Source organism: Vibrio sp. UCD-FRSSP16_30 (assembly GCF_001676025.1).
Lineage (GTDB): Bacteria > Pseudomonadota > Gammaproteobacteria > Enterobacterales > Vibrionaceae > Vibrio.
The window spans coordinates 108,802-130,763 of the sequence record NZ_LZFW01000003.1 but is presented as its reverse complement, the minus strand read 5'-3'; the positions used below and the strand labels follow the sequence as shown (position 1 = coordinate 130,763).

The 21,962-nt window shown below is 42.5% G+C and carries 20 protein-coding genes and 1 pseudogene; 7 read left to right on the top strand and 14 right to left on the bottom strand.

All coding sequences use genetic code 11. The features are described from left to right. Positions 1-258 precede the first annotated feature (258 nt). The 5 genes from A9260_RS03510 (at position 259) to A9260_RS03490 (ending at position 8,966) form a co-directional block, all read left to right on the top strand. Positions 259-558, top strand: a complete 300-nt coding sequence (locus A9260_RS03510; RefSeq protein WP_068696256.1) for a hypothetical protein — start codon at positions 259-261, stop codon at positions 556-558. Positions 559-1,059: 501 nt separating this feature from the next. Further along, positions 1,060-3,516 (top strand): TonB-dependent receptor plug domain-containing protein, encoded by a 2,457-nt coding sequence (locus tag A9260_RS03505; protein ID WP_068696254.1) that lies wholly within the window; start codon positions 1,060-1,062, stop codon positions 3,514-3,516. 69 nt (positions 3,517-3,585) lie between these two features. After that, positions 3,586-6,411 carry a M16 family metallopeptidase gene (locus A9260_RS03500; protein ID WP_068696251.1) on the top strand — a complete coding sequence of 942 codons (2,826 nt, stop codon included), beginning with the start codon at positions 3,586-3,588 and terminating at the stop codon, positions 6,409-6,411. A gap of 96 nt (positions 6,412-6,507) precedes the next feature. Beyond that, complete coding sequence (locus tag A9260_RS03495; protein WP_068696248.1) at positions 6,508-8,220, top strand: ABC transporter ATP-binding protein/permease; 1,713 nt, start codon at positions 6,508-6,510, stop codon at positions 8,218-8,220. A 185-nt stretch (positions 8,221-8,405) separates the two neighbouring features. After that, entirely contained in the window at positions 8,406-8,966 is a 561-nt protein-coding gene (locus A9260_RS03490) for a VC2662 family protein (RefSeq protein ID WP_068696246.1), read from the top strand. Positions 8,967-9,106: 140 nt separating this feature from the next. Here the strand turns inward: A9260_RS03490 and A9260_RS03485 are convergent, their stop codons facing one another. The 7 genes from A9260_RS03485 to A9260_RS16885 all read right to left on the bottom strand — a co-directional run bounded on the left by A9260_RS03485 (position 9,107) and on the right by A9260_RS16885 (position 16,100). Further along, positions 9,107-11,770 (bottom strand): molybdopterin-dependent oxidoreductase, encoded by a 2,664-nt coding sequence (locus tag A9260_RS03485; protein ID WP_068696244.1) that lies wholly within the window; start codon positions 11,768-11,770, stop codon positions 9,107-9,109. 160 nt (positions 11,771-11,930) lie between these two features. Then, positions 11,931-12,884 (bottom strand): nickel/cobalt transporter, encoded by a 954-nt coding sequence (locus tag A9260_RS03480; protein WP_068696243.1) that lies wholly within the window; start codon positions 12,882-12,884, stop codon positions 11,931-11,933. 3 nt (positions 12,885-12,887) lie between these two features. Further along, complete coding sequence (locus tag A9260_RS03475) at positions 12,888-13,544, bottom strand: DUF1007 family protein (protein WP_068696242.1); 657 nt, start codon at positions 13,542-13,544, stop codon at positions 12,888-12,890. A 4-nt stretch (positions 13,545-13,548) separates the two neighbouring features. Beyond that, a complete protein-coding gene (locus A9260_RS03470) occupies positions 13,549-14,424 on the bottom strand; it encodes a metal ABC transporter solute-binding protein, Zn/Mn family (protein ID WP_068696241.1) in 876 nt (291 codons plus the stop codon). Positions 14,425-14,453: 29 nt separating this feature from the next. After that, entirely contained in the window at positions 14,454-15,296 is an 843-nt protein-coding gene (locus A9260_RS03465; RefSeq protein ID WP_068696239.1) for a metal ABC transporter permease, read from the bottom strand. Between the two features lie 4 nt (positions 15,297-15,300). Then, positions 15,301-15,966 carry a metal ABC transporter ATP-binding protein gene (locus A9260_RS03460; RefSeq protein ID WP_197485242.1) on the bottom strand — a complete coding sequence of 222 codons (666 nt, stop codon included), beginning with the start codon at positions 15,964-15,966 and terminating at the stop codon, positions 15,301-15,303. Further along, positions 15,963-16,100, bottom strand: a complete 138-nt coding sequence (locus A9260_RS16885) for a hypothetical protein (RefSeq protein ID WP_156683998.1) — start codon at positions 16,098-16,100, stop codon at positions 15,963-15,965. Before A9260_RS16885 ends, A9260_RS03460 begins: the two co-directional genes overlap by 4 nt. 359 nt (positions 16,101-16,459) lie before the next feature. Here A9260_RS16885 and A9260_RS03455 point away from each other — a divergent pair, with 359 nt between their 5' ends. Continuing rightward, positions 16,460-17,146 (top strand): DUF6933 domain-containing protein, encoded by a 687-nt coding sequence (locus A9260_RS03455; protein WP_068696235.1) that lies wholly within the window; start codon positions 16,460-16,462, stop codon positions 17,144-17,146. Between the two features lie 103 nt (positions 17,147-17,249). Here A9260_RS03455 and A9260_RS03450 read toward each other — a convergent pair whose 3' ends face one another. Continuing rightward, positions 17,250-17,519, bottom strand: a complete 270-nt coding sequence (locus A9260_RS03450; protein ID WP_068696232.1) for a type II toxin-antitoxin system RelE/ParE family toxin — start codon at positions 17,517-17,519, stop codon at positions 17,250-17,252. Next, entirely contained in the window at positions 17,512-17,790 is a 279-nt protein-coding gene (locus A9260_RS03445; protein ID WP_068696230.1) for a type II toxin-antitoxin system RelB/DinJ family antitoxin, read from the bottom strand. The genes A9260_RS03450 and A9260_RS03445 overlap by 8 nt, the downstream gene beginning before the upstream one ends. Before the next feature lie 377 nt (positions 17,791-18,167). On the opposite strand from A9260_RS03445, the gene A9260_RS03440 reads away from it, so the two are divergent. Next, complete coding sequence (locus A9260_RS03440) at positions 18,168-18,476, top strand: helix-turn-helix domain-containing protein (protein ID WP_068696229.1); 309 nt, start codon at positions 18,168-18,170, stop codon at positions 18,474-18,476. 80 nt (positions 18,477-18,556) lie between these two features. On the opposite strand, the pseudogene A9260_RS17240 reads toward A9260_RS03440, so the two are convergent. From A9260_RS17240 to A9260_RS03420, 5 genes and pseudogenes are all read right to left on the bottom strand, one after another. Further along, positions 18,557-18,694, bottom strand: a pseudogene (locus tag A9260_RS17240) (IS3 family transposase); the annotation flags it as partial. 98 nt (positions 18,695-18,792) lie between these two features. Next, positions 18,793-19,308, bottom strand: a complete 516-nt coding sequence (gene dhiA, locus A9260_RS03435; RefSeq protein ID WP_068696228.1) for a type II toxin-antitoxin system antitoxin DhiA — start codon at positions 19,306-19,308, stop codon at positions 18,793-18,795. Beyond that, positions 19,308-19,571: a type II toxin-antitoxin system toxin DhiT gene (dhiT, locus tag A9260_RS03430; protein WP_068696227.1), complete on the bottom strand. Its 264-nt coding sequence runs from the start codon at positions 19,569-19,571 to the stop codon at positions 19,308-19,310. Before dhiT ends, dhiA begins: the two co-directional genes overlap by 1 nt. 125 nt (positions 19,572-19,696) lie before the next feature. Then, on the bottom strand, positions 19,697-20,827 hold the full coding sequence (locus tag A9260_RS03425) for an ABC transporter permease (RefSeq protein WP_068696225.1): 1,131 nt from the start codon (positions 20,825-20,827) through the stop codon (positions 19,697-19,699). After that, entirely contained in the window at positions 20,814-21,962 is a 1,149-nt protein-coding gene (locus A9260_RS03420; protein ID WP_068696223.1) for an ABC transporter permease, read from the bottom strand. The genes A9260_RS03425 and A9260_RS03420 overlap by 14 nt, the downstream gene beginning before the upstream one ends.

Here is a 21,962-nt window from a genome sequence, read left to right as displayed (position 1 = left end):
CTTTTTTGCCCAAAAAACTGAATAAAACCTGAATAAAATAGAAACTCATGTCTTATTTAAAACATTCAGAGACAATAATTAAACTCCTGCCAAATGATACAAAATGTTAATAAAGTGCGCCTAATTGCTGAAAACATCTTTCATTCTAATGTCTACTCCATCACGCTATCGGCTTCAATTCATGAGTAAAGATTGCACTTTTATCCCAACAGACACTAATCTAGAGATCAATAACTTATCAATTGGCAGTATTCCCCTATGGCTTATGCATCAAAACGTTTTTTACTCTTATCAGAATCTCAACAACAAGAAGCAAAAAAACGAAAGCGCTTCATCGAAAAGTATCTATTAGAAACCGATCCTAAACAGTTTCTAGAACCAACAAGTTGGGAGTCATTTTGTGGCCAACACTGTATCGATATGAAAATAGTTCGACCTGAGCGTGAAGAGTTCGCTAAATGGTGTTTTGATCTAAAAATGTGGCAAGGCGATTTGTTTGTATTGGCACCGCAACCACCACAAAATAGATACTGCCCTAAACAATGCGCAAATTCATAACCTAAGCTAGGATCACTGCCTAACAATACAAGCTCACTGACGTCATTAATATGAACAGCAAAGCTTTACATATCTTGCCATCTAAAAATAACCGACACGACAGCGGTTGTTTATCAAATACCTCCCTCTTCTGTACAAAATACCCGATATCAAACTAACTCAACCTTTTAAAGACAAAACTCCATTCATCACCAAACAAGCCAATTCTTTCTAGATACATATTTGGTCAACAATCAAACTTAACACGCTATATTTCATATAGTTAAGTGTTTAAATTCTATTCAACACCTCAGAAAAAACCGTCTTGATATCAAATTTATGAATAAAAACATGAGCCAACCATAACAATTATGAATGAATCCTTGCGGCCAACGATTAAGTGTGGATGATGAGCATATAAATGATAATGATTTGCATAAGCGTTAGTAATTCAGTTTAAATATCTGTCTATGACGTAAATGATTATCAAACACTCTTTCATAATTAAAAGTTGTAGGATTTATGGATCGTCATAACAAAATAACCACACTGGCTTTAGGGATAATGACCGCACTGTATGGTGGGTACGCTTCGGCACAATCAGAAGTCGAACAGGTTTCTCAAACAGAAAATAATGATCAAGAAGTGATTGTCGTTACCGGCAACATACTGACCGTTGATCGTTTAGAGCTTGAGCAATCACCAAAAGATAACCCAACCCTATCAGAAGCTCTCAAACATGAACCTAGAGTCGGCATCAATGATGCACAAGACTCAATGCAAGGTGGCGATCTAAAACCGGATGAAATTTCACTCTCTGGCGCTAGACCTCAGCAAACCAAATACACCATTGATGGTGTTGGTGTAAACAATACTGCGACCTTTGGTAATAGTAATGGCTCACCAACCTCTCTTACTTCAGGGCATACATCAGGCTACTTCATTGATACCAATCTGATTGATAGTGTAGACGTTCTCGATCATAACATTGGCGCAGAATACGGCGGTTTCACTGGTGGTATCGTTGATGCGCATATTCGTAAGCCTACCGACGAATTTGTTATCGACTACAACTATCGCATGAATGATAGTGATTGGAATGCGTCGCAAAAAGTGGGGGCAAACTTCCAAGATGACTACGGAACACCTATTGACGGGTCGGGAAAATATCAGCCTGAATTCCAAAAAAGAATGCATTCATTGCATGTCGGTGGCGCCATCAGTGATACGCAAAAGTTAGCGCTTAATGTCAGCCATCAAACCTCTGAGATCCCCCTTGCCAATAGCGAAGATGTGGATCAAAACATGGATAACCTCTTCATTACCCATATTTGGGAATCTGGAGCATGGCTCACTACCACCGACTTTCGTTATGCTGGACACAAAAGCAATAGTTTCTTAAATGATGCCAATAGCGACGATAATGCTGTGCAAAGTGGCAGTGAAACGGTCAACTCCCATACAGGTATCGGCGGCACATTCAAAGTTGACTATATGTTAGAAAATGGTCACTGGACCAACTCTCTTTCTTACGATCACCTTATTGATGAGCGTGAGGCTGATACCGATTACTTTGCTGTGTTTATGACTTTAGATGCCAATGGTTTTAACAGTTATAACCAAGGTAGTTACGGTAACTTAAAACAAATACAAGACTCATATCAGTACAAATCGGCATTCCACTTTGATCCAAGATACCTTGGTAGCGTTGAATTTCAGCCAAGTTTTGGTGTTGAGGTCAGCCATCAGCAAGCGCATGTTGAGCGTGCAGACGATCATGTTGCCTACCAGTATTTAGATATGTTTGGCAGTGCGTCAATTTCCACATTAACACGTAACAGTGCCGCAAATTATGATGTGGATGCGCAGCAGTACAGCTTATTTGCTGACAGCAAAATGCAGTGGGATCGCTTGGGTGTTTATCTGGGTGGACGAGTTGATCATTTAGGCGTTTTCGACACCACTGTATTCTCGCCTCGCTTTACCACCAGCTGGGACTTTGATTTGGTCAACACCAACCGAATTACGTTAGGTGCGAACCGCTACTACAGCGCAAACCTATTAGGCTGGGCACTAGAATCAGAACAAGGAAAGTATCGTTCAACATCACGCACTTGTACTCCAATTGATGGCGACTGGAGCAACTTAGATGAAAATAATCTTGACTGTGCTAGCACTGAAACCTTCGATAGCTTAGACCTAAATAGTGCTGATGTTCCTTACTCTGACGAGCTCACGGCTTCTTGGGCAATCGATATCAACAATTTTGCCATCAACACTACCTACATCTTCCGCATGCAAAGAGATGGCATTACTTACTCTTCTGACGCTACTACGGGCAGTGCAACCATTCACAATAACTTAGAGAGTGATAACCATATTGTCAGTTTGGATATTTCAACCAAGCGTCCTTATGAATTGGCTGGCGGATATCTAAGTGCAAACTGGACAACGGCTTACAACTATCGCCGAGGCTATGGCGATCTAAAAGGCACTTACGACCAAGGTAATGATTTAGGCGCTGGCTTCCAAGATGAATGGGTCATGCTGGATGGTGAACTGGTTCGCTATAGCGAAATGGACGTCAGTGGCTATCAATCGCCTCTAAAAAGCAGCTTAGATTTGAATATGTTCTGGGCGAATGCCGGGCTGGTTTGGAATAACCGCGTAAATTATCAACACGGTAAGAAAGCCGCGGCTTATACCGGAGCTACCTCTATTGATATTGATGGCCAGCCAGAAACCGTCAATATCCTTGAAACCACAGAGCTTGATGAGTTGATTACATGGGATATGGCGATTAACTGGACGCCAACCCAGCTTAACGATCACCTTGTGCTAGGGCTTAGCGTAACCAACGTATTAAACACTCAAGAGGTCATTTCTCTTTCAGGAATTAGCGTTGGAAGCACTGTTGTTCCCGATGAGCATTACAACTCTGGTCGACAAGTTTGGTTAAACGTCAGCGTACGCAACTAACACCATAAAGCACAATATTCAGGCTCGATACTACCGAGCCTTTTCATTTCCAACAAAGGATCGGCGCAGATGTTTCTGCGCCATTATCTTATGAAATCTATACCATTATTTATTGCAGCATGCATCGCGCTAACCGGCTGCCAGCAAACCACCAATAAAGTCACAGAGACGCCACTACCGATACGCCAAGATGTTATTCAAGGTGAGATTGACAATGGTATGCGCTACATCCTCATCGAAAATGACCGACCTAAAAATCGAGTCTCTCTACAGCTTGTTGTTCATGCAGGCTCTCTCGTAGAAGAAGACGATCAAAAGGGCATTGCGCATTTGGTTGAGCACATGGCTTTCAACGGCACTGAGCAATTCCCAGCCAACACGCTCATTGAACATCAGCAATCATTAGGGATGGTGTTTGGCCGCGATGTAAACGCAATGACAGAGTACTTCACTACATCGTATTTCCTGCACTTGCCTGATAGCTCAGAACACATGCTCAGTGAAGGCTTTAATATGCTGGCTCAACAAGCGAGCGCTGTGGTATTTGAACAAGATGAGCTTGAACGTGAACGTCCCGTAGTTGAAGAAGAGTGGCGTTCAACATTAAGCATGATGGCTCGCTTAGGTAAAGAAAACCGCCAGATTATGTTGGCAGGTAGCCGTTTTGGCGACCGTGAACCCATTGGTGATATGGATTTAGTGCGTAATGTGGATGCCAGCCGCATCGAAGCCTTTTGGCAAGATTGGTACCACCCAAACAACATGACTTTAATTGTGGTTGGCGCAACCAATAAAGCCGAAGTTGAAAAAATGCTTAATCAGTACTTTGCACAAATTCCAGCAAAAGAGTTGCCTGCTCGCCCAGATTTGACCGTATCCCTTGATAATACAGTGCGCTTAGAGGTCATTGCGGATAACGAAATCAATACTGAAGTACTTTCTTTTAACTTTAGAGAGCCGCAACCCTCACCTCATACAGAACAACAACTAAGAGAAAAGCTGCTCAACGACATTACGATGCAGGTATTTAATAAGCGTCTGCGTGAGCAATACCATGTCGAAACCGAAAACATCAGCAAAATGATGATGATGAGCCGCCCGATGGCCACACATTATCGTAATAATCGTTTAATGGTCGTGCTCAATGGCAGCAACTATCTTGCCAGTACCCAAGAAACATTTAATCAGCTTAGCCGCTTTTCCGAGCATGGTTTTGCCGAAAGTGACGTGACGGCAATTCGTCAAAGTGTCATCAGTCGCTACCACCAAATGGCCGACTCACTACGCGATACCACCAACCGCCGTGAAATGATGTCAACGTTTAACCGCCTACGCTCACAATCCCCTCTTGTGGACACAGTGCAGCAGGCACAGATCGTTGAAAGCCTGGTGAATAGCATTACCTTACAAGAAGTGGATGCGCACCTAAAGAAAATGGTATTCAACCTCAATCCATTGGTTATTGCTCAAGTAAAACAAGATCATACACAAAACCTACCAACAACAGAGCAGTTTAAGCAGGCGTGGCAACAAGCAAAAGCCAACCCACCAGCGGCCATTGCAGCAGTGCAGGTAGATAAACAATTAATGGAGCACATCCCAGCAAAAGCTGAAATCGTCGCGCACAAACAACAACATGGGGTTCACTTCTGGACATTGGCCAACGGCGCTCAAGTCTGGTTCGAGTACAGTGATGAAACAGGTAATCAATTACGTCTTGATTATCGCGGTTGGGGCGGAAGCCAACATCTTCCACTAGAGCAACGCTCTACTGCCCTGCAACTTCGTCAAATGAGCAAGTTTGGTTATGGCGGATTTAATAGCGATCAGCTGTCTATTTTAAATGCAGCATACGCTAACCAACTGTTCCCATTCATTAATCAAAATAGCCACGGGTTCATTGGTACATCCGATCAAAAATCACTGGAAAACTGGTTACAAAACCTCTATTTGCAAATCACAGAACCACAGATCGATAAAGAGATTTGGCAAACATCGAAAGTGTTGATGAAGCGCAGTATTGATAACCGAAAGATCAGCGCAAACGGCCAATTTAATTCAGCGATTGATGCGCTACGTTATGTCAATAACCCTGAGCGTTTGAGCTTAACCAAACCGCAACTACAGAAAATTCAAGCCACTGATTTACTCAATGCGTGGAATAAAGTTTTTGCCAGTGCTAAGGGTCATCAACTGATCGTGGTGGGTAACGCCAAGCCTGAAGACATCATCCAACTGGCACAGCGCTACATCGGTTCACTGCCATCAAGCACTTCTTATTCTAAATTGCCATTACCGCCATTAGGCAGCGGCAAGCATGAAATCAGAATTGCCGCTGGTGAAGAACCGATGGGTATTACCTCACTGATGTTTAATCAAGACTTTACCTACAGTACTGAGCGTGATGATAAGGCGTATTTACTCAGCCGAGTGATATCAAACCGCCTACGTGAGTCTCTACGTGAAGCTGCCGGTGGCGTGTACTCGGTGCGCTTTGCTATTCAGCTCGATCGCGATCGCAACCAAGCGTACGGCATGATCAGTTATAGCCACGATCCTGTGCGCATTGAAGAGTTAAAAGGCAGAGCTTCAGCAGTTATCGATGAAGTACTAGAAAAAGGCGTAACGCAAACAGAATTGTCTGAAGTCATCGCTCAAACTAAAAACGCGCTTACTCCTGACAACATCTCTGATCGTCAAAAAATCAACTACCTAACAGATGCCGCGCAATATGGTGACAGCTTAACCTCAGTAGACGATTACCTCAGCTGGGTAGACAGCGTAACACCGGCGCAAATCGATACTATGGCGCAGCAGATCTTAACCACCAATAACTGGATAGATGCCACGCTAGTGCCTGCGGAAAAAACCCAATCTGTAGACGATAACAAATAGCAGTAACACCACGCAGATCACTCAGATTAGTGGTTTATTTACTCACAGCACATACAGCCAATAGGCTGTATGTGCTTTAGTACTATCAGGGAATGTATGTCAATTCTTAAACAATTTTTCGCTCTTGCCAGTCCCTATTGGCTCAATCGTACTAGCCTTATTTCTTGGCTATTGTTTGCGGCAACAGTGGCACTTTCATTGTTGCTGGTGCAAGTCATGGTCGAGCTAAACGTCTGGAACAAAGAGTTTTTTGATGCGCTGGCCAATTTAGATGGCCCATTAATTTATGATTTATTAGGCAAGTTCATCCTGATTGTTGCCATCATTGTCGTCATGAGGGTATACGCAAAATGGCTACAACAATGGGTAGAGATACGCTGGCGAACTTGGTTTACCGAACGCCTTGTTAGCCGCTGGCTCAGCAATCAAAACTTTTATCGTTTAACGCTTACCGAAGAGCCTGATAACCCAGATCAACGAATTGCCGAAGACATCCAATTATTAACCACCGATACTTTGGACTTGATCCTTGGACTGATTAAAAGTGTCGCCACAATCAGCGCATTTAGCGTCATACTATGGAACCTTTCTAGCGACTTCTTATTGCCTTTGTTTGATGATGTAAAAATATCGGGCTACCTATTATGGCTGGCCATTATTTACTCCTTTGTGGGCGCAGGCGTGACACACTTTTTTGGTCACCAACTGCATCGTCTTCATTATCAACAGCAAAAGCGAGAAGCCGACTTTCGAGCAAGGCTTCTGCGCAGCCGAGACAGCGCAGAACAAATTGCATTGATGAATGGACAACAACGAGAAAAATCACAGCTTGATTCCACTTTCAACACCATTTCTGATAACTGGAAGTCCTTGATGGGACGAGAGAAAAAACTGGGGATGGTGGTCAACACCTATCATCAGATCGCAGCAATGGTTCCTTACTTTGCCGCAATCCCTGCATTAATGGCTGGTGTTATCACCGTTGGTGGCCTGTTTCAGGTGAGAATGGCGTTTATGCGTGTTTACAGCTCACTAAGCTGGTTCATCTTTAGCTACGACAACTTAACACGTTGGAGTGCCACCATTGTTCGTTTGACGCAATTTATTGATGCTATGGATAAATGTGAAACATTGGCTCAGCAGCAACGTCCAAACCTACATCCTATTACGGATACAAACGGCGTTGCATGCCAAAAATTGTCAATCCAAAAGCCGAATGGCCAAACATTACTCTCAGATATTAATCTGCAGGTAAATAGCGGCGAATCGTTGTTAATTAAAGGCGCTAGCGGCTTAGGAAAATCGACCTTGTTACGCACATTAGCGGGGATCTGGCCATTTTATAACGGTCATTATCACACCCAAGACTCGAATGTACTGCTGCTACCGCAAAAGCCCTACCTTCCTAAAAGTACTCTGAGGGAATGTTTGAGCTATCCGCAAGCGGCAACACCTGAAAATGAGCGTTATCAAAGCGCACTAGAAAAAGTAGGCTTAGCGGCTTTGATATCAGAGTTAGATATTGAAACCGAGTGGCAAATAAAGCTCTCTGGGGGCGAACAGCAAAAGATAGCCCTTGCGCGAGCATTGGTGTTAAAACCAGAGCTGCTAATTTTAGATGAGGCCACAAGTAACCTCGATGAGCCAGTCGCCTATCAATTGATTCAGCAATTGCGAACGTTATTACCTCATAGTACCTTATTAATGGTTAGCCATCAAAGCCACTTAACAGAGCTATTTGAACGCGTTGTCGAGCTGGAACAAACCACGATAAAAACTCAAACTGAACCACTAACTGCGGTGAACTAACCTTGCAAAAACCTAGCTAACCCTATGCTTAACGGTGCTCAAAGGGAAAAAGAAGCGGTTTCTCCCTTTAATCGCCGTTAAGCAACACATTGTCGATAAAGATAAATTTCCATTTTTGTTGCTTATATCAAATCAATGTCACGTCTATGATTGAGCCAATATTCAATAGTTAGGATACATCCAACATGAAAAAACGACTCGTCGCAGTAGCATTGGCATCAAGCATTGCTTCCTCATTTGCTTGTGCACAAGAAGCACCAGTTATGTTTTCAACCATCGATATGAATGCGCCACACGTCAACTCAGTAAAAGGCGTACGATTATCAGTACTGCACGGTAAAGTATCAGAAGTAAAAGGTGTGGATGTATCACTGGTTGGTATGTCTGAAACTGACCGTACTACCGGCTTAAACTTCAACTTGATGTTTGGTGCCAACAAAGTGAACCAAGAGATGAAAGGTTTATCTTGGGGTTGGTTTAACTGGAACACAGGCCAAACAACAGGTGTGAACTTGGGTGCGGCTAACATTACTCACAATGTTAAAGGTGTTAACTTGTCTATCGCCAACATCTCTGACGGTAACACAATGGCTGATATTGGTGTTGTTAGCCTTTCTAAGCAATCGAAAGTGCAAGTAGGTATATTCAACCACACAAGAAAGATTGAAGGTGTACAGGTGGGTTTGATTAACTGCGCGGATAATGGTTTCTTAAAATGTTTCCCTATTATCAACTTCGCTAAATAATCACGCTATACCATTGAATACTGAGGCTATTGCTACCCAAAGCAATAGCCTCTTCAATTTACACTAAATAGACTGACTGATTACCGAATACTTTCCCCTATCAACACTATGATAAGAGAAAGCCCGTCACCCTCAATTTATCATTTCGCGTCTTTCGCGTGAGCTTCTAAAAATGCCATCACCAATTTTCTCTGATCAGGGTCAAGTCCCGCTCTTGGGAACATACTTTGAGTAATACTATGCCATTGTGCTTTGGTGTATTGCTTAGGATCTTTTGCTGAGTGACACATAGTGCAGCGCTCATAAAATAGGTTTTCACCGGCACTGTGTATGCTTGGCTTAGCCGCTTTTTGTGCTTCCGCAGTCTTGGTTTTTGCACGCACCGAAATAGGCGCAGCTTTGACTGTGTGTGTCTGCTTGTTAGTGTTAATAACGGGCGGTTCAAAGGCACGATTATCAGATTCAGGATCAATACAAGGCTTCATGTACGCTAAACACGTATTGGCAATGGTTGCCTGACTAAGACCACTACTCGCCTTGCTTGAGGTCAATACGTTAATTGCTCCGCCATTACAGCGACCTTTTTGATCAAACTGCAACCAAGCCCCTTCCTCTAAACTGATGACGCCCGGCATGATTTGATCAGAGACTTTCGCGCCCGCAATCACTCGGCCGCGCTCATTGTAAATTTCAACTAAACCACCGGCCTTAATGCCTCGCTTCTTTGCATCTTGCTGATTAATGAGAACATATTGGCGTCCCTGAACATTTTCGATATTTCGAATATCGGCATTGGCCAGTTGCGAGTGCACTCGCATATTCGGGTGCGGGCTGACCACATGTACCTGTAAATCATCTGCGTTACCTAAGTATTCACTTGGCGTCATAAAGCTTGGCATTGGCGGACAATCACTAATATTAAAATCGGCGATATCTTGACAATAAAGCTCTATTTTACCCGAACGTGTGTGCAATGGGTTTTTATCAGGATCTTGATAAAAATCGCCATGTCTCACCCATTGTTTAGCTTGTTGAGGGACAGGCATAGGGGCAACGCCCAGTCGCCAGAAATCATCAAAAGGCAACGTTGCGGATGATGCTTGATAGCCTTTCTTCACAATATCGTCAGCCGTTGAATCTTGGGTAAATGCTTTTTCTACGCCAAACATTGCGGATAATCGTCTGAAAATCTCAAAATCATCCAAGCTTTGTCCATAAGGCTCAATCACTTGACGCATTGCATACACTTTATCCGCGCTGTAGGTGCCGCCAGAGGAAACATCATTGCGTTCTAATGTGCTAGTAGCAGGCAGGACGATATCGGCAAAGCGCGACGATGCGCACCACCAAGGGTCTTGGCAGACAAAGGTTTCTACTTTTTCGTTTAATGCTTTAATAAACTCGTTGGTGTTTTGCTGATGAGAAACCACATTATTACCGGCGTTATAAATCATTTTCACGTCAGGATAGGTGTACTCAAGACCATCTCGGGTAAAAGATTTACCGGGGTTGTTCAACATCTCCGAAATGCGCGAGGCAGGACAAATAGATTTCACCGGATTTCGGCCTTGCGACAAACCAATTGGCGCCGTTTTTCCCGATTGTGGCATACCACCGTTACCATAGTGCCAGCTAAAACCAACCCCCTCTCCAGGCTTACCTATTTTGCCGATCATAGCGGCAAAGTTGATGATCGCCCAATGCACCATTTCGCCGTGGTCGGCACGCTGTAGCGACCAAGAAGCGGCAAATTGAGTACGCGTAGTCACAAAACGAATCGCTAAAGATTTGATCTCTTCAGCGCTAATACCAGTAATTTTCTCCGCCCATTCTGGCGACTTAATGACACCGTCATCCTTACCTTGCAGATGATCGATATATTTATCAGAACCGACGGTATAACGCTCAAGATACTCCACATCGTGCATCTGTTGGCTATACACATATTGCGCCATAGCCAAGAACAGCGCGGTATCGGTATTCGGGACAATTTTGACCCACTCGGCATCCAGTTCAACATCGGTATGGGTGCGTTGTGGGTTAATTGAAATAAATTTAATACCCGCTTGCACAAACTCTTTCCAGTGCGGATACATTTGATGATCAGCAATGCGCGCTTCAATGCGGTTGTTCTTCCAAGGGTCACAACCAATCAGCACGAAGGTTTCAGTGTTCTCTTTGATGACAGGCCACGCTGTCTGCGGAGAGTACACTTCCATGTCGCCAATCACATGCGGCAGAATAATTTGTGAAGCGCCACCAGAATAATCGCCCGTTGTTGAGCTTTGACCACCAATCAGATTAAAGAAGCGACCTTGCAATACATGCGGTTTCATTAGCCCAGGGTGAGCCCATCCGCCGTAAGAGCTGCTAAATATGGCTTCGTTACCATGTTGTTCAACGGTGTGATTAATCGCATTGGCAACCAATGACAACGCTGTCTCCCAACTCACTTGTACAAAGGACTCTTTACCACGTAAATGAGGTTTCGTATCGCCTGTAGGATCGGCTAGGTAAGAGGCGCGCACCATTGGATATTGCACTCGGGTATCATCGTATAAACGACTCAAAATACCTTTAGTCAACATCTGCGTTGGCATTGCATCAAGCTCAGAAATTGGCTGAATCCCAATCACAACCCCATCTTTTACCACCGCATTAAACGGCCCAAAATGACTCGCATGAGGAATAATTTGAGTCCCCTCATCAAACACTTTATCAATAGGGAAAAGAGTGAGACCACCGCCTGCGACAATTGCCGTCGCCAGAGAGCCTTTTAGGAAGTTGCGTCTTGAAATCGTCATAATATGGTTTGGAAAAGATTGCTTAGAAAAGAACAGTTACGCCGGATAATAATTAGCCAAACGCGTATAGTCATCCTCTTAAATGAGAATGACTTACAAACTTAGATACACAAAATAATAACTGGGGGGCAGGCCTTGAAATTGGCTTCACATTCAATCGTTAAGAGAAGATAGGTGAGATGCCATAGCTAGGTATCACAATGAGTAATACACCTAGAACAATCAAGAATAACCCTGCTAAACACTTCATTAATGTCGGCAAAATGATAGTGACGCCTGAACGAGCAGTTTTAGCGTAATACTGGATAAACTTTCGCCCTGTCACAGTTAAAAAAGCGATGGTCGAGGTTGTGATAGCAGTACCGATTGCCATTAAAAATGCACCAATCACCCCAAGCCAATACAGATGAGTCAAGTTGGCAAAAAACAGCACTAAGATAGCGCCCGAGCAAGGTCTTAAACCTATGCTAAGGATAATCATCAAATACTCTCTTGGCTTAGAAATGCTATTTAGCTCGGAAGCATTCGCAGAATGTTTATGTCCACAGCCACAGCTGTCACTGTGTTGGTGCTGATTAGCCTTACTAGAAGTGTAAAGATACTTAATTGCGCTATAGATAAGTTGTGCGCCGAGCAAAGCAACTAATACGCCACTGTAGGTGGCAAATTCTGATACGGTTGTATTGAGTTTGCGCATGGTTTGGTGAAACACAAAAACAAAGGTGCTAACCAAGGTCACTGCAACAAGAGCTTGCACTACCGCAGAACACATCGTAATAAAAATGCCCGCTTTAAGGCGGGTTTCATTGGTTGCCAAATAGGTGCTGACCACCACTTTGCCATGGCCGGGACCAAGAGAATGCAAAATCCCATATAAGAAACAAACACCCAATATAATGAGGTCGGATTGGCTATCGCCGTTATAAAACTGATCGGTAAGGTAATCTAAAGACTCTTTTTGCAGGTGAATACTTTCTAGCAAAATAACAGGCCACAAAAACCATAACGCTACTACGACAAGCAATAGCACCATTGCTATCACTAGCATAGGTTTAGACATGCTGACTTTAGTCGGTTGCGGCGCTTCAAGTGGCGTAATTTTATGTATCTTCATTTTTTACACCTTTTTATTTAAGCAACTAAAGTTCAGCGTTTGAGTAAAGACCTTACCTAACTGAGTATCGGGGGGAGCATCAATCGGTATCGACATGGCTTTATTGACTTGAGAAGCACTTGGATGTGGCTCAACCAAAGATGAAGAACAATATGGCTGTAGCGCATTGGCAAATTTGATGTCGTTAGACGATTGCCAAGACATATCCACATAATAAGAAGGATCAAATATGCGTAATTGCAGCTTGTTGCCATCAAACAGGTAGGGTTTATCTAAAAGAAGGGTAAAACTTAAAATAGCCTTACCTTTTACCACCTTCAATTTAGCATCGGTCACGTCTTGATATTTAAACGCCTGCTTGCCTTCATCCAAATAGGTGAAGTCATGTGAAGGTCGCATATTATCAATAACAGAAGCTGAAATAGTCTGTAGAGTTTGCTGTCGATGCTGAGGCGACATGTCCTCACCATCGAACAAATATGCCGTAGTCATCCTATCAAACGTCCATTTCATTTTAAAACCATCAATGGTTTTGCTATTGCCTAGTATTTGCGTCTCAGTGTCTATCCACGAATGTGGATGAGCCATCGCTGAGTGGCAAAATAACAAGAACAACAAGCTAACCAATGTTGCTCGAAATGTGGGTTTGATAGAATGCATCACACTACTCCATGCTATTAGCGATAACCGTCACGTTGTGTTTAAAGGCTTTCGCATAAGTATTTGCTTCGCTATCCAAAGACAATGCCTCTGGGTAAAGCTCACCGCCTTCTTTTGCACCACTTGCAGCAGCCACTTGCTTCACTAAGCGAGGATCGGCTTGATCTTCCATAAAGTAGAACTTCACGCCTTCAGATTTGATCTGATTAATCAGTTCAGCAATATGTTGAGCACTTGCTTCAGACTCAGTGGAGTAGCCTTGTGGAGCCATGAAATCAACATTGTATTGCGCACCAAAGTAGCCAAATGCATCATGGCTAGTCAGCACTTTGCGTTTTTCTCTTGGAATTGCATTAAATGTTGCTACAGCCCAATCATTAAGTTCAGTCAGTTGCTTGATGTACTGCTCGCCATGTTGCTTAAAGTAATCTGCATCTTCAGGATCAGCTTTAATCAGAGCATTCATTACGTTAGTGGCATAAGTTACGCCATTAGCCATGCTATTCCATGCGTGAGGATCGATGATTTTCTCTCCATCATCAATCATGCTACGAGTTTGAATACCGTTAGAAGCAGTCACAACTTCGCCTTTATAGCCAGACGCTTTAACTAAACGATCCATCCAGCCTTCAAGACCTAAGCCACTCACAAATACCACGTCAGCTTTGTTTAAAGTCACGCTATCTTGCGGTGCTGGAGAAAATGAATGAGGATCACTTGCAGGACCAATTAAAGTCGTCACTGCAACATGCTCACCACCGACCTGCTGTACGATATCACCCAATACAGAAAAGCTTGCGACGGCATTTACTGTTCCTGCCATTGCAGCGCTGCTTGTTGCAAGAGCCAAAGTTACGCCCGCAAGTTTTAATAGTTTCATTGAATTTTCCTAGTTAATAATGACGTCAATTACTGTCGTAGCATTCCCTTTTTGCTTCCACAGAAAATAGACAGGATAAAAATAAACAAAGCGACCAAAATAATGGCAGGTCCTGCCGGAATAGATTGGTACCAAGACCAGCTCAAACCAAATAATGAGCTGATCATGCCAAACACAATAGAAATCATCAGCATATACGGTAATCGGTCTGTCCAGCATCGAGCTGAAATAGCAGGTAACATCATCAAGCCTACCGACATCAACGTGCCTAAAACCTGAAAACCTGCAATAAGATTTAATACCACCAGCCCCATAAATAAGGCGTGGATGTAAATTGAATAACGGCTTGAATAAACAGAGAAAAAGCTAGAGTTAAACGACTCATAGACAATCGCTCTATAACAAATAGCCAGTATTAATATAGTGATACTCACTACCACCCCAATAAAGACTAAAGCGGCGTTATCCACGGCCAGCAATGAGCCAAAAAGTAGGTGCAGTAAATCAATACTGTTCTTGCGATAGGAGACTAAAATCACCCCTAATGCCAGTGAACCAAGATACAATCCAGCAAAGGTTGAATCTTCGCTCAGTTTGGTACGCTTACTGATCCAACTGGATGTTAATGCCACAAACAGCCCCGCGACAAAACCGCCAACCCCCATATAAAACAGCGACATGCCGGCAAAAAGGTAGCCGATCGCCACTCCAGGTAATACTGCGTGAGAAAGCGCATCACCCACTAAACTCATGCGGCGTAATAATAGAAAGATACCAAGCGGAGGTAAGCTAAAAGAGAGCACTACACAAGCGACTAGAGAGCGTCGCATAAAACCAAACTGGCAAAACGCATCGAAAATATGTATGGACATAGTGTTAGTGTGTTACCTGATTCAAGTTGTTATTTTGTTCAAAAGTAGCCTGCCCATTATTGAGTCGGATAATGTTCGTAAAGTAGCTTTCAACCATTGAGATATCATGCAATACCGCAACAATAGTTTTACCCTTACGATGCAATTCAAGAACAAGCTTGAGAATGAGCATTTGAGTATCTTCATCGATACCAGCAAAAGGCTCGTCCATCAGCATTATTGGTGCATCTTGAACCAATAAGCGCGCAAACAGCATGCGTTGAAATTGACCACCAGATAAACGATTGATACTAGTCTTTTTAAGATCGGAAATGCCAACCTGTTGCAATGCCCAATCAACCTGCTGCATGTCTTTTTTAGACAAGCGGCCAAAAATACTTTTTCGCGGCCAGCAGCCCATAGAAACTACTTCAAAAACATTGATTGGAAAATCCTGATCAATGTTCGACTTTTGCGGCAACCAAGCAATACTTTTTTTATCAAAATCTTTCAGGCTAGTTGTGCCCGATATCGCCGGAATTAACCCACATAAAGTATTTAATAGCGTGGATTTACCCACCCCATTCGGCCCTACAATTGCCGACATAGAACCCAGCTTTATCTGACCTGAAATAGGATGACATACCGCTTTATTTTGATAGCCAATGACTAACTCAGTAAAATTAATCATGCTAAAGCGATCGCCCATTTAATTGCCAACCATAAAACGCAAAGCCCCGCAGCGCCCAATAGCGCTCGACTCAGTGATGACATCACCAGCAGGTAACGATCGTCATTGGTGTTTTCAGTTGATTTGATATTCATTAAATGTGACATGCTTCAAACAATTAGGGCCGACGTTATAACATAGCACTTGAGTTTTTTATAATCCTGATATGCAAGCACTATAAACTCACACTTATCGATAATTTATAAGTCATTGTTTAATAGCAATAAAAATAAACAGGCCATCATTCTCTGAATATAACTTTGCTAAATTGAGCGTATGCGCAGCATTATTTAACGAGTGGAATTTAAGTCAGGAAAGGTAGAAAAGCTTACCTTTGCTGTAGCAAAGATAACGATCTGATGCTGGTAGGAAATTTAGTGTGAATGAGCATATAATTCGAGAAAAATATAACACCATAAAAATGGTAAGTACTATCAAAAGTAGGTGACACTAAATGTTAGTTTTTAACTGTACCAAAGCCGCGGTCGAGTTTTTTACGGTCAAGCGTCAAGGCAAAAAGATCTCTGATTTAGAGCCTGCACCACATAAAACCATCCTAGAGTCGATTGAAACCGCGACGTTTCCAGACAGTGTTAATACCGACAAAAATAATAACTTCCAATGGCATTGGGTGCTCCATTGTGTCTCCATCAAACGCAAAAAGTACTTAATGGCGATGGATTATCAAAGTCGTTTTTGTATCACTGTACTAGCAGGAAAGAAAGGTGACATTGATCAGTTTCTAAACACCTTTGAGCCTATGCTAAAAACGTGCTTTCACACTCTCGCCAATAATAGTGGTGTTGACACGGTAGAGATAGATAACTGCATTGACCATTACAATAAAGAAGTGATTAACTGTGCCTTCCACCCTAGAAGTGACCGTAGCGTACAAACTCACCTAAATGATGTTCATTGGCATCTTGAACACCACTGCTATGAAGATGGAATGTTGCTTGACGATAATGACCTACTTGGCTTTAACTTATTCTCAGGTCAGTTTCCTCGTACCAGTAAATACAAAAAAGAGTACTTTTACCCTAATGAAGAGCTTGTTAGCCAGTGGCAATTATGGGCATTAAAGCCTCAAGTGCTCGATATGAGTAACGTCATCATATTGAGCAACTATCGCAAACAATAATAGAAGACGCTTGTTCACGGAGATTAACTCACGCAATAACTGCGTATGCATAGCGTTAAAGTTCTTTTTAGAAAATGTATATGCAGGTATGTCTAAGCGAGGTTCAGAATAAATCGCTATGTGAGCCAACTCTCGCTAATTGAAGTAGTCCATCATGGACACGGTAAATTAACACTAAATCGGGCTTGATATGGCAATCTCGAAACCCTACCCAATTACCAGTCAAAGGGTGATCGACATTCTTTGGATCTAACGTATCTCCTCGTTGAAGCTTAGATATGATATTTCCAACTTCAACAATGTCGGGAATAGGCATTTTTGTTACTTTCTTAAAATCTTTCTTAAATTGAGTTGAGTATTCGAGCTTATACATTGTTAACTTTGGCTTCTGTTAGCTCTGATAGCATAGCTTCAACAGATTTGGCTTTGTGACCTTTTCCTTCAACAAGCTCTTGAATAGCGGCAGCAGTTACATCATTAGGTTGTGGTACTCTTAGATCAAAAGGAATACCGCCATGGTTAATTACAGCTTTTGCGAACAACTTGATTGCTTGTGATGTACTTAAACCGACCTCATCACAAATACTAGTAAATGCAACCTTAGTATCGTGATCAATGCGAGTACTGAGCATTTCATTTCTCATTAACTTACCTTTTGTATTACAATGTTATACAAAGTATAGCAGTGTGACAGCATATGACAATGGATCCCTTACGCTTGGCACTTCAGCTTCACTTAAGTATAACCAGTAACAGCACTCCTAATGTGACGTTGATATGACTCCCGCCGTCAATTAAAACTAAGAAGTTTCTGCTCCTATCTTTCCAAAAACCTTTAGTGTCTTCAGTGATAGTGTTAACGCATAGATGAACCAGATTAAGGTTCATATTTGGAATAAATAATAAAAATATCGACAAAAAGCACCATATAAGACCTTTCAGTGCTTTGCTTGTTTTATATTTGACACTATAGTGAATAGAAATCGCATATATAGTTCAAATATAACACTACGGGTAAAATATGAATCCAAAACTCTTCCAACTTCGTAAAGATCTACAACATATATCAGCAAACATAGAAGAAATGTTATCTGATATAGAAGAAGCATCGAATTCACCTGTACCTTCTTATTCTATATATAGTAAAGAATTGCTTATCAATGATTTGCGCGAGCGCAGAAAAGGTGTCTCGTATGAAGATCTAGAATTGCAAACGGACATATCTCGTTCCACTTTAATGAGAATAATGAAGGATCCGGCAAATACTTCACTAGAGAATTTTTTAGTGGTAGCGAATGAATTGGGAATGAAGATTTGGATAGAAAAATAAAAGTGCTACTTATAGTGTACTCTGCGGTGTTCTAACCCAAGGTGTAAATGGTTATATTCCGGTCAAGCGCAACTGGACACCTAATTTTGTGATTTTTCGTAGTTGATCAGTGTTAAGTCACCGAGTGTTGTATGCAACCGTTCATGGTTGTAATACCTAATGTATTCCTCAACACCTTGCTTCATTGACTCTCGCGTTAAATACACAATATTTAGCAGTCACTCGTCTTCTATTAGTAAATTACTCTTTGGTGAGTAGCTTGAAGTGAATCTCATCTACTTTCTACAAGATGCACCTAGAAGTTGGGAGCAAAATATTACTGGCTAAAGGCTTCGTTTTCGGCTTTCACGGCTAATGCTCCGTGGGCTAGCTGAACCAAAGTATCAAACTTAGGTGAAGTATGGGGGCTCAAAGCTTTGTAGATACTTGGTCTACTTTTTAGGTTAGTTTTGAGTTGTACGTTTTGAATTCCATACTCTTCAATATAGCCACGAATAGCGGCTTGAAGAATATCAGGTCTATTAAGAGTGATAGAGTCCCAAGCAGCTTGTTTTAAAACGGCTTCAATATCATCAGGAGAGATTGTTCTTTCTTTCGCATCGAGGTGTTTTCCATATTGCTTAGCTAATTGGCGCAACTTTGTCGCTGATACTTCCGCAACACCCCAATCGAGATAAGTACCTTCGAGAGAAAACTCCGTGAAAGATCCGACTTTAGAAAAGGCTTCCGTTTCAAATACAGCGGTTAGATCAGCCGTACCACGAAAACCGTCACTGAACTCAAGCTCCAATTCATAACCAGATTCCCAATCAACATCAATTATCTTCAGCATCAGTTAACCCTCTTAATCGTTATGCCTTTGACGGCTTTATCCCATTCAATCAGCAATTCACTTTTGTGCTGTTCAATATATTTTTCAGCTTTCACAAGCTTTTTGGCCGGTAAATACCCAGCGAGCAATTCAATATTATCAATGGCAATGGATGCACGGTGTTCACCATACTCAACATGCACATGAGGTCGATTATGTGAGTCATTGTCTAGGTAATACATGATAAACTTCAAACCTAACAACTTTTTGAGTATCTCAGGCATCAACAACTCCTCTATTCCTTGTTAATTGTATGCCAGTATCCTGAAGGATACAAGAAAGGCATATACAAAGCATTTAAGAGTGAGAACCAAGGGTTAAGTGTCGTAGTAGCGTTACTCACAACTCATCAGTTTGACTCACTCACATCAAAGCTCTGTCCTTTCTTTCTTCGCACCCAATACACCACACACGACCAACCCATTACTTGCGCGAGTAATATGAAGTATTGAGGGGTCACTTCGGAGAAGTCTGCGCCCATTTGGTTTAGCTGTAAAAAGCCTTGAATGGCTGGCGTACTTGGGAATACATTGGATAACCAGATAATTGGGGCAGGGATCGCTTCTAGTGGCCATATAAATCCAGCGCTAAATACGAGAGGCATAGAGCTCATTAATACGATTACCGTCACCAGTTCTCTTCTGGGGACGATCATGCCTAATAAGAGACCTATCATGCTGGCTGAGAGCAAAAATGGCGTGGTGAATATAAACAGTTGTAATGGGTTTGCCAGTCGCGAGACGGAGTAAAAATCAAAACTCCAACCAAAGTAATAAGCGCTTAATACATAGTAAAATCCGCTAAAGCAGACCACTCTTGCCAACAAACGAGCATAAGATTCTCGTTTGGCGATAGTCGCGCCGACGATGCCAACACCCATGACTAAGGTCTGCTGTAGTATCAATACAAATACCGCAGGCACAACGTAATTTACATATCCGCCAGATGCATTAAAGGTGGGCTTCATATTCAAATCAATTGAGCTGTGATGGCTTACCGCGGTTACCAAGGGTTCACCTTCCATCACTAAACGAGCCACTTTAGCTTCGGCTGCTAACGTGCCACCAGCTCTCGCAAGCCCCTCCACTATTGTGCCGTATACCAGAAAATAAGAAGCATCTCCGGCAAAGGCGAGGGTTGGACTTTTACCTAGCAATAGGTCGCGATAAAAGTGCTCTGGTATCACTAGAATACCGCGCACTTCACCGTCTAAAAACTGCTGTTTAGCTTGCTCAATACTGTGCGCTGATTGGGTAATATGAATTTGCGACGTGGCATCCACCATCCGTTCCAGATCGTAACTGACTTTGCTTTTATCCAAGTTAACCACGGTAATATGTTGCTCACTCGGCGTTTCGTTTGCATAGGGTAACGGATACAAGAATGAATAGAATACAACCCCGCCAAAGATAGTAAGTACTACCACAGGGTTGGTTAAAATGGCTTTTAGTTCTTGCTTAAAAATCTCACGCCAGTTCATTAGACGCACCTTGTATCTTTTTATTGGCTAATTTAGCCAGCACCAATAGCAGTAACAAATAACCCAACATAGGAAGAATATGCTCAAGGGTTTGCCATGTTGCCGCGCCATAAGAAACTTGGCTAACTTGCGCTTCAATATAATGGCTAATGGGCAATAAACTGCGCCAAAACTGCGCTAGCACGTTCATGTCTGTCACAGGAAAAGTAATCCCCATAAAGGCAAAGCCAGGCGCAGTAAATGCGCCAGCAAAGCTCAAGGCTCTTGCCGCATCAAAGGTAATAAAAAAGAAGACACACCCCACCAGCATACAAGCAATCACTGTGGCTAACTGAGCCACAACCAACACACCCAAGCCGCCGTGCATCGGCCAATCTAAGTAGAGATAGAACCAAGCTAAAAAGCTCATACCAAGAAGAAGATAAATGGGGATATAACAAGCGAGTGTTTTTATCAAGCAGCGTAGCGTCCCTTGCTCTGGCCAGTGCTGCATAAGTCCTTCACGTTTATGTAACGCTAAAGTCAGTACGGTCCCAACCACAATCACAATTTGCCAAATCGCGGGCACAATTGCCGAAACCAAAAATTGGGCATAGTTACTATTGCTGTTAAATAATGGCGTGATCTGATTGCGCACTGCGACTGACTGACCAAGGGCACTTTTCACGGTTTCTCCACCGAGCGATAAGTGCTTTAAGGTTTCTATTTGTGCGTCAAAAGTGCCAATTGCACGAACAATCGCAGAGTTAATCAGCTTACCCACCAAGATATATTGACTGTTATAAAACACGCTCACTTGCGGCGGATTAGACAACAGAATGTCTCGGTCAAAATGCTTAGGAATGACAACATAAGCATAAATATCACTGCCACTGAGCGCTTTTTTTGCCTCGTATTCCGATAACAAGTTAGCACTTACTTTCAGGGTATCACTTGCATCAAGACTATGAGCCAGTTGATAAGACAACTTGCTGTGTTGATGATCCACTATCGCAATAGGCAATGACCGAGCAAGGCCTTGCGAGAATATCCACCACACACAAATGGCAATCAGTATTGGCAGCCAAGTGATGGATGCCAATAACCATTTATCTTGGCGCAATCGTTGCCATTCATCGGCTACAAAAACCAGCAT

Excerpts from the sequence above, each read along its gene's own strand:
- A9260_RS03510 (WP_068696256.1), top strand. The coding sequence starts at position 259 with ATGGCTTATGCATCAAAACGTTTTTTACTCTTATCAGAATCTCAACAA.
- A9260_RS03505 (WP_068696254.1), top strand. The coding sequence starts at position 1,060 with ATGGATCGTCATAACAAAATAACCACACTGGCTTTAGGGATAATGACC.
- A9260_RS03500 (WP_068696251.1), top strand. The coding sequence starts at position 3,586 with ATGTTTCTGCGCCATTATCTTATGAAATCTATACCATTATTTATTGCA.
- A9260_RS03495 (WP_068696248.1), top strand. The coding sequence starts at position 6,508 with ATGTCAATTCTTAAACAATTTTTCGCTCTTGCCAGTCCCTATTGGCTC.
- A9260_RS03490 (WP_068696246.1), top strand. The coding sequence starts at position 8,406 with ATGAAAAAACGACTCGTCGCAGTAGCATTGGCATCAAGCATTGCTTCC.
- A9260_RS03485 (WP_068696244.1), bottom strand. The coding sequence starts at position 11,770 with ATGACGATTTCAAGACGCAACTTCCTAAAAGGCTCTCTGGCGACGGCA.
- A9260_RS03480 (WP_068696243.1), bottom strand. The coding sequence starts at position 12,884 with ATGAAGATACATAAAATTACGCCACTTGAAGCGCCGCAACCGACTAAA.
- A9260_RS03475 (WP_068696242.1), bottom strand. The coding sequence starts at position 13,544 with ATGCATTCTATCAAACCCACATTTCGAGCAACATTGGTTAGCTTGTTG.
- A9260_RS03470 (WP_068696241.1), bottom strand. The coding sequence starts at position 14,424 with ATGAAACTATTAAAACTTGCGGGCGTAACTTTGGCTCTTGCAACAAGC.
- A9260_RS03465 (WP_068696239.1), bottom strand. The coding sequence starts at position 15,296 with ATGTCCATACATATTTTCGATGCGTTTTGCCAGTTTGGTTTTATGCGA.
- A9260_RS03460 (WP_197485242.1), bottom strand. The coding sequence starts at position 15,966 with ATGATTAATTTTACTGAGTTAGTCATTGGCTATCAAAATAAAGCGGTA.
- A9260_RS16885 (WP_156683998.1), bottom strand. The coding sequence starts at position 16,100 with ATGAATATCAAATCAACTGAAAACACCAATGACGATCGTTACCTGCTG.
- A9260_RS03455 (WP_068696235.1), top strand. The coding sequence starts at position 16,460 with ATGTTAGTTTTTAACTGTACCAAAGCCGCGGTCGAGTTTTTTACGGTC.
- A9260_RS03450 (WP_068696232.1), bottom strand. The coding sequence starts at position 17,519 with ATGTATAAGCTCGAATACTCAACTCAATTTAAGAAAGATTTTAAGAAA.
- A9260_RS03445 (WP_068696230.1), bottom strand. The coding sequence starts at position 17,790 with ATGAGAAATGAAATGCTCAGTACTCGCATTGATCACGATACTAAGGTT.
- A9260_RS03440 (WP_068696229.1), top strand. The coding sequence starts at position 18,168 with ATGAATCCAAAACTCTTCCAACTTCGTAAAGATCTACAACATATATCA.
- dhiA (WP_068696228.1), bottom strand. The coding sequence starts at position 19,308 with ATGCTGAAGATAATTGATGTTGATTGGGAATCTGGTTATGAATTGGAG.
- dhiT (WP_068696227.1), bottom strand. The coding sequence starts at position 19,571 with ATGCCTGAGATACTCAAAAAGTTGTTAGGTTTGAAGTTTATCATGTAT.
- A9260_RS03425 (WP_068696225.1), bottom strand. The coding sequence starts at position 20,827 with ATGAACTGGCGTGAGATTTTTAAGCAAGAACTAAAAGCCATTTTAACC.
- A9260_RS03420 (WP_068696223.1), bottom strand. The coding sequence starts at position 21,962 with ATGCTGGTTTTTGTAGCCGATGAATGGCAACGATTGCGCCAAGATAAA.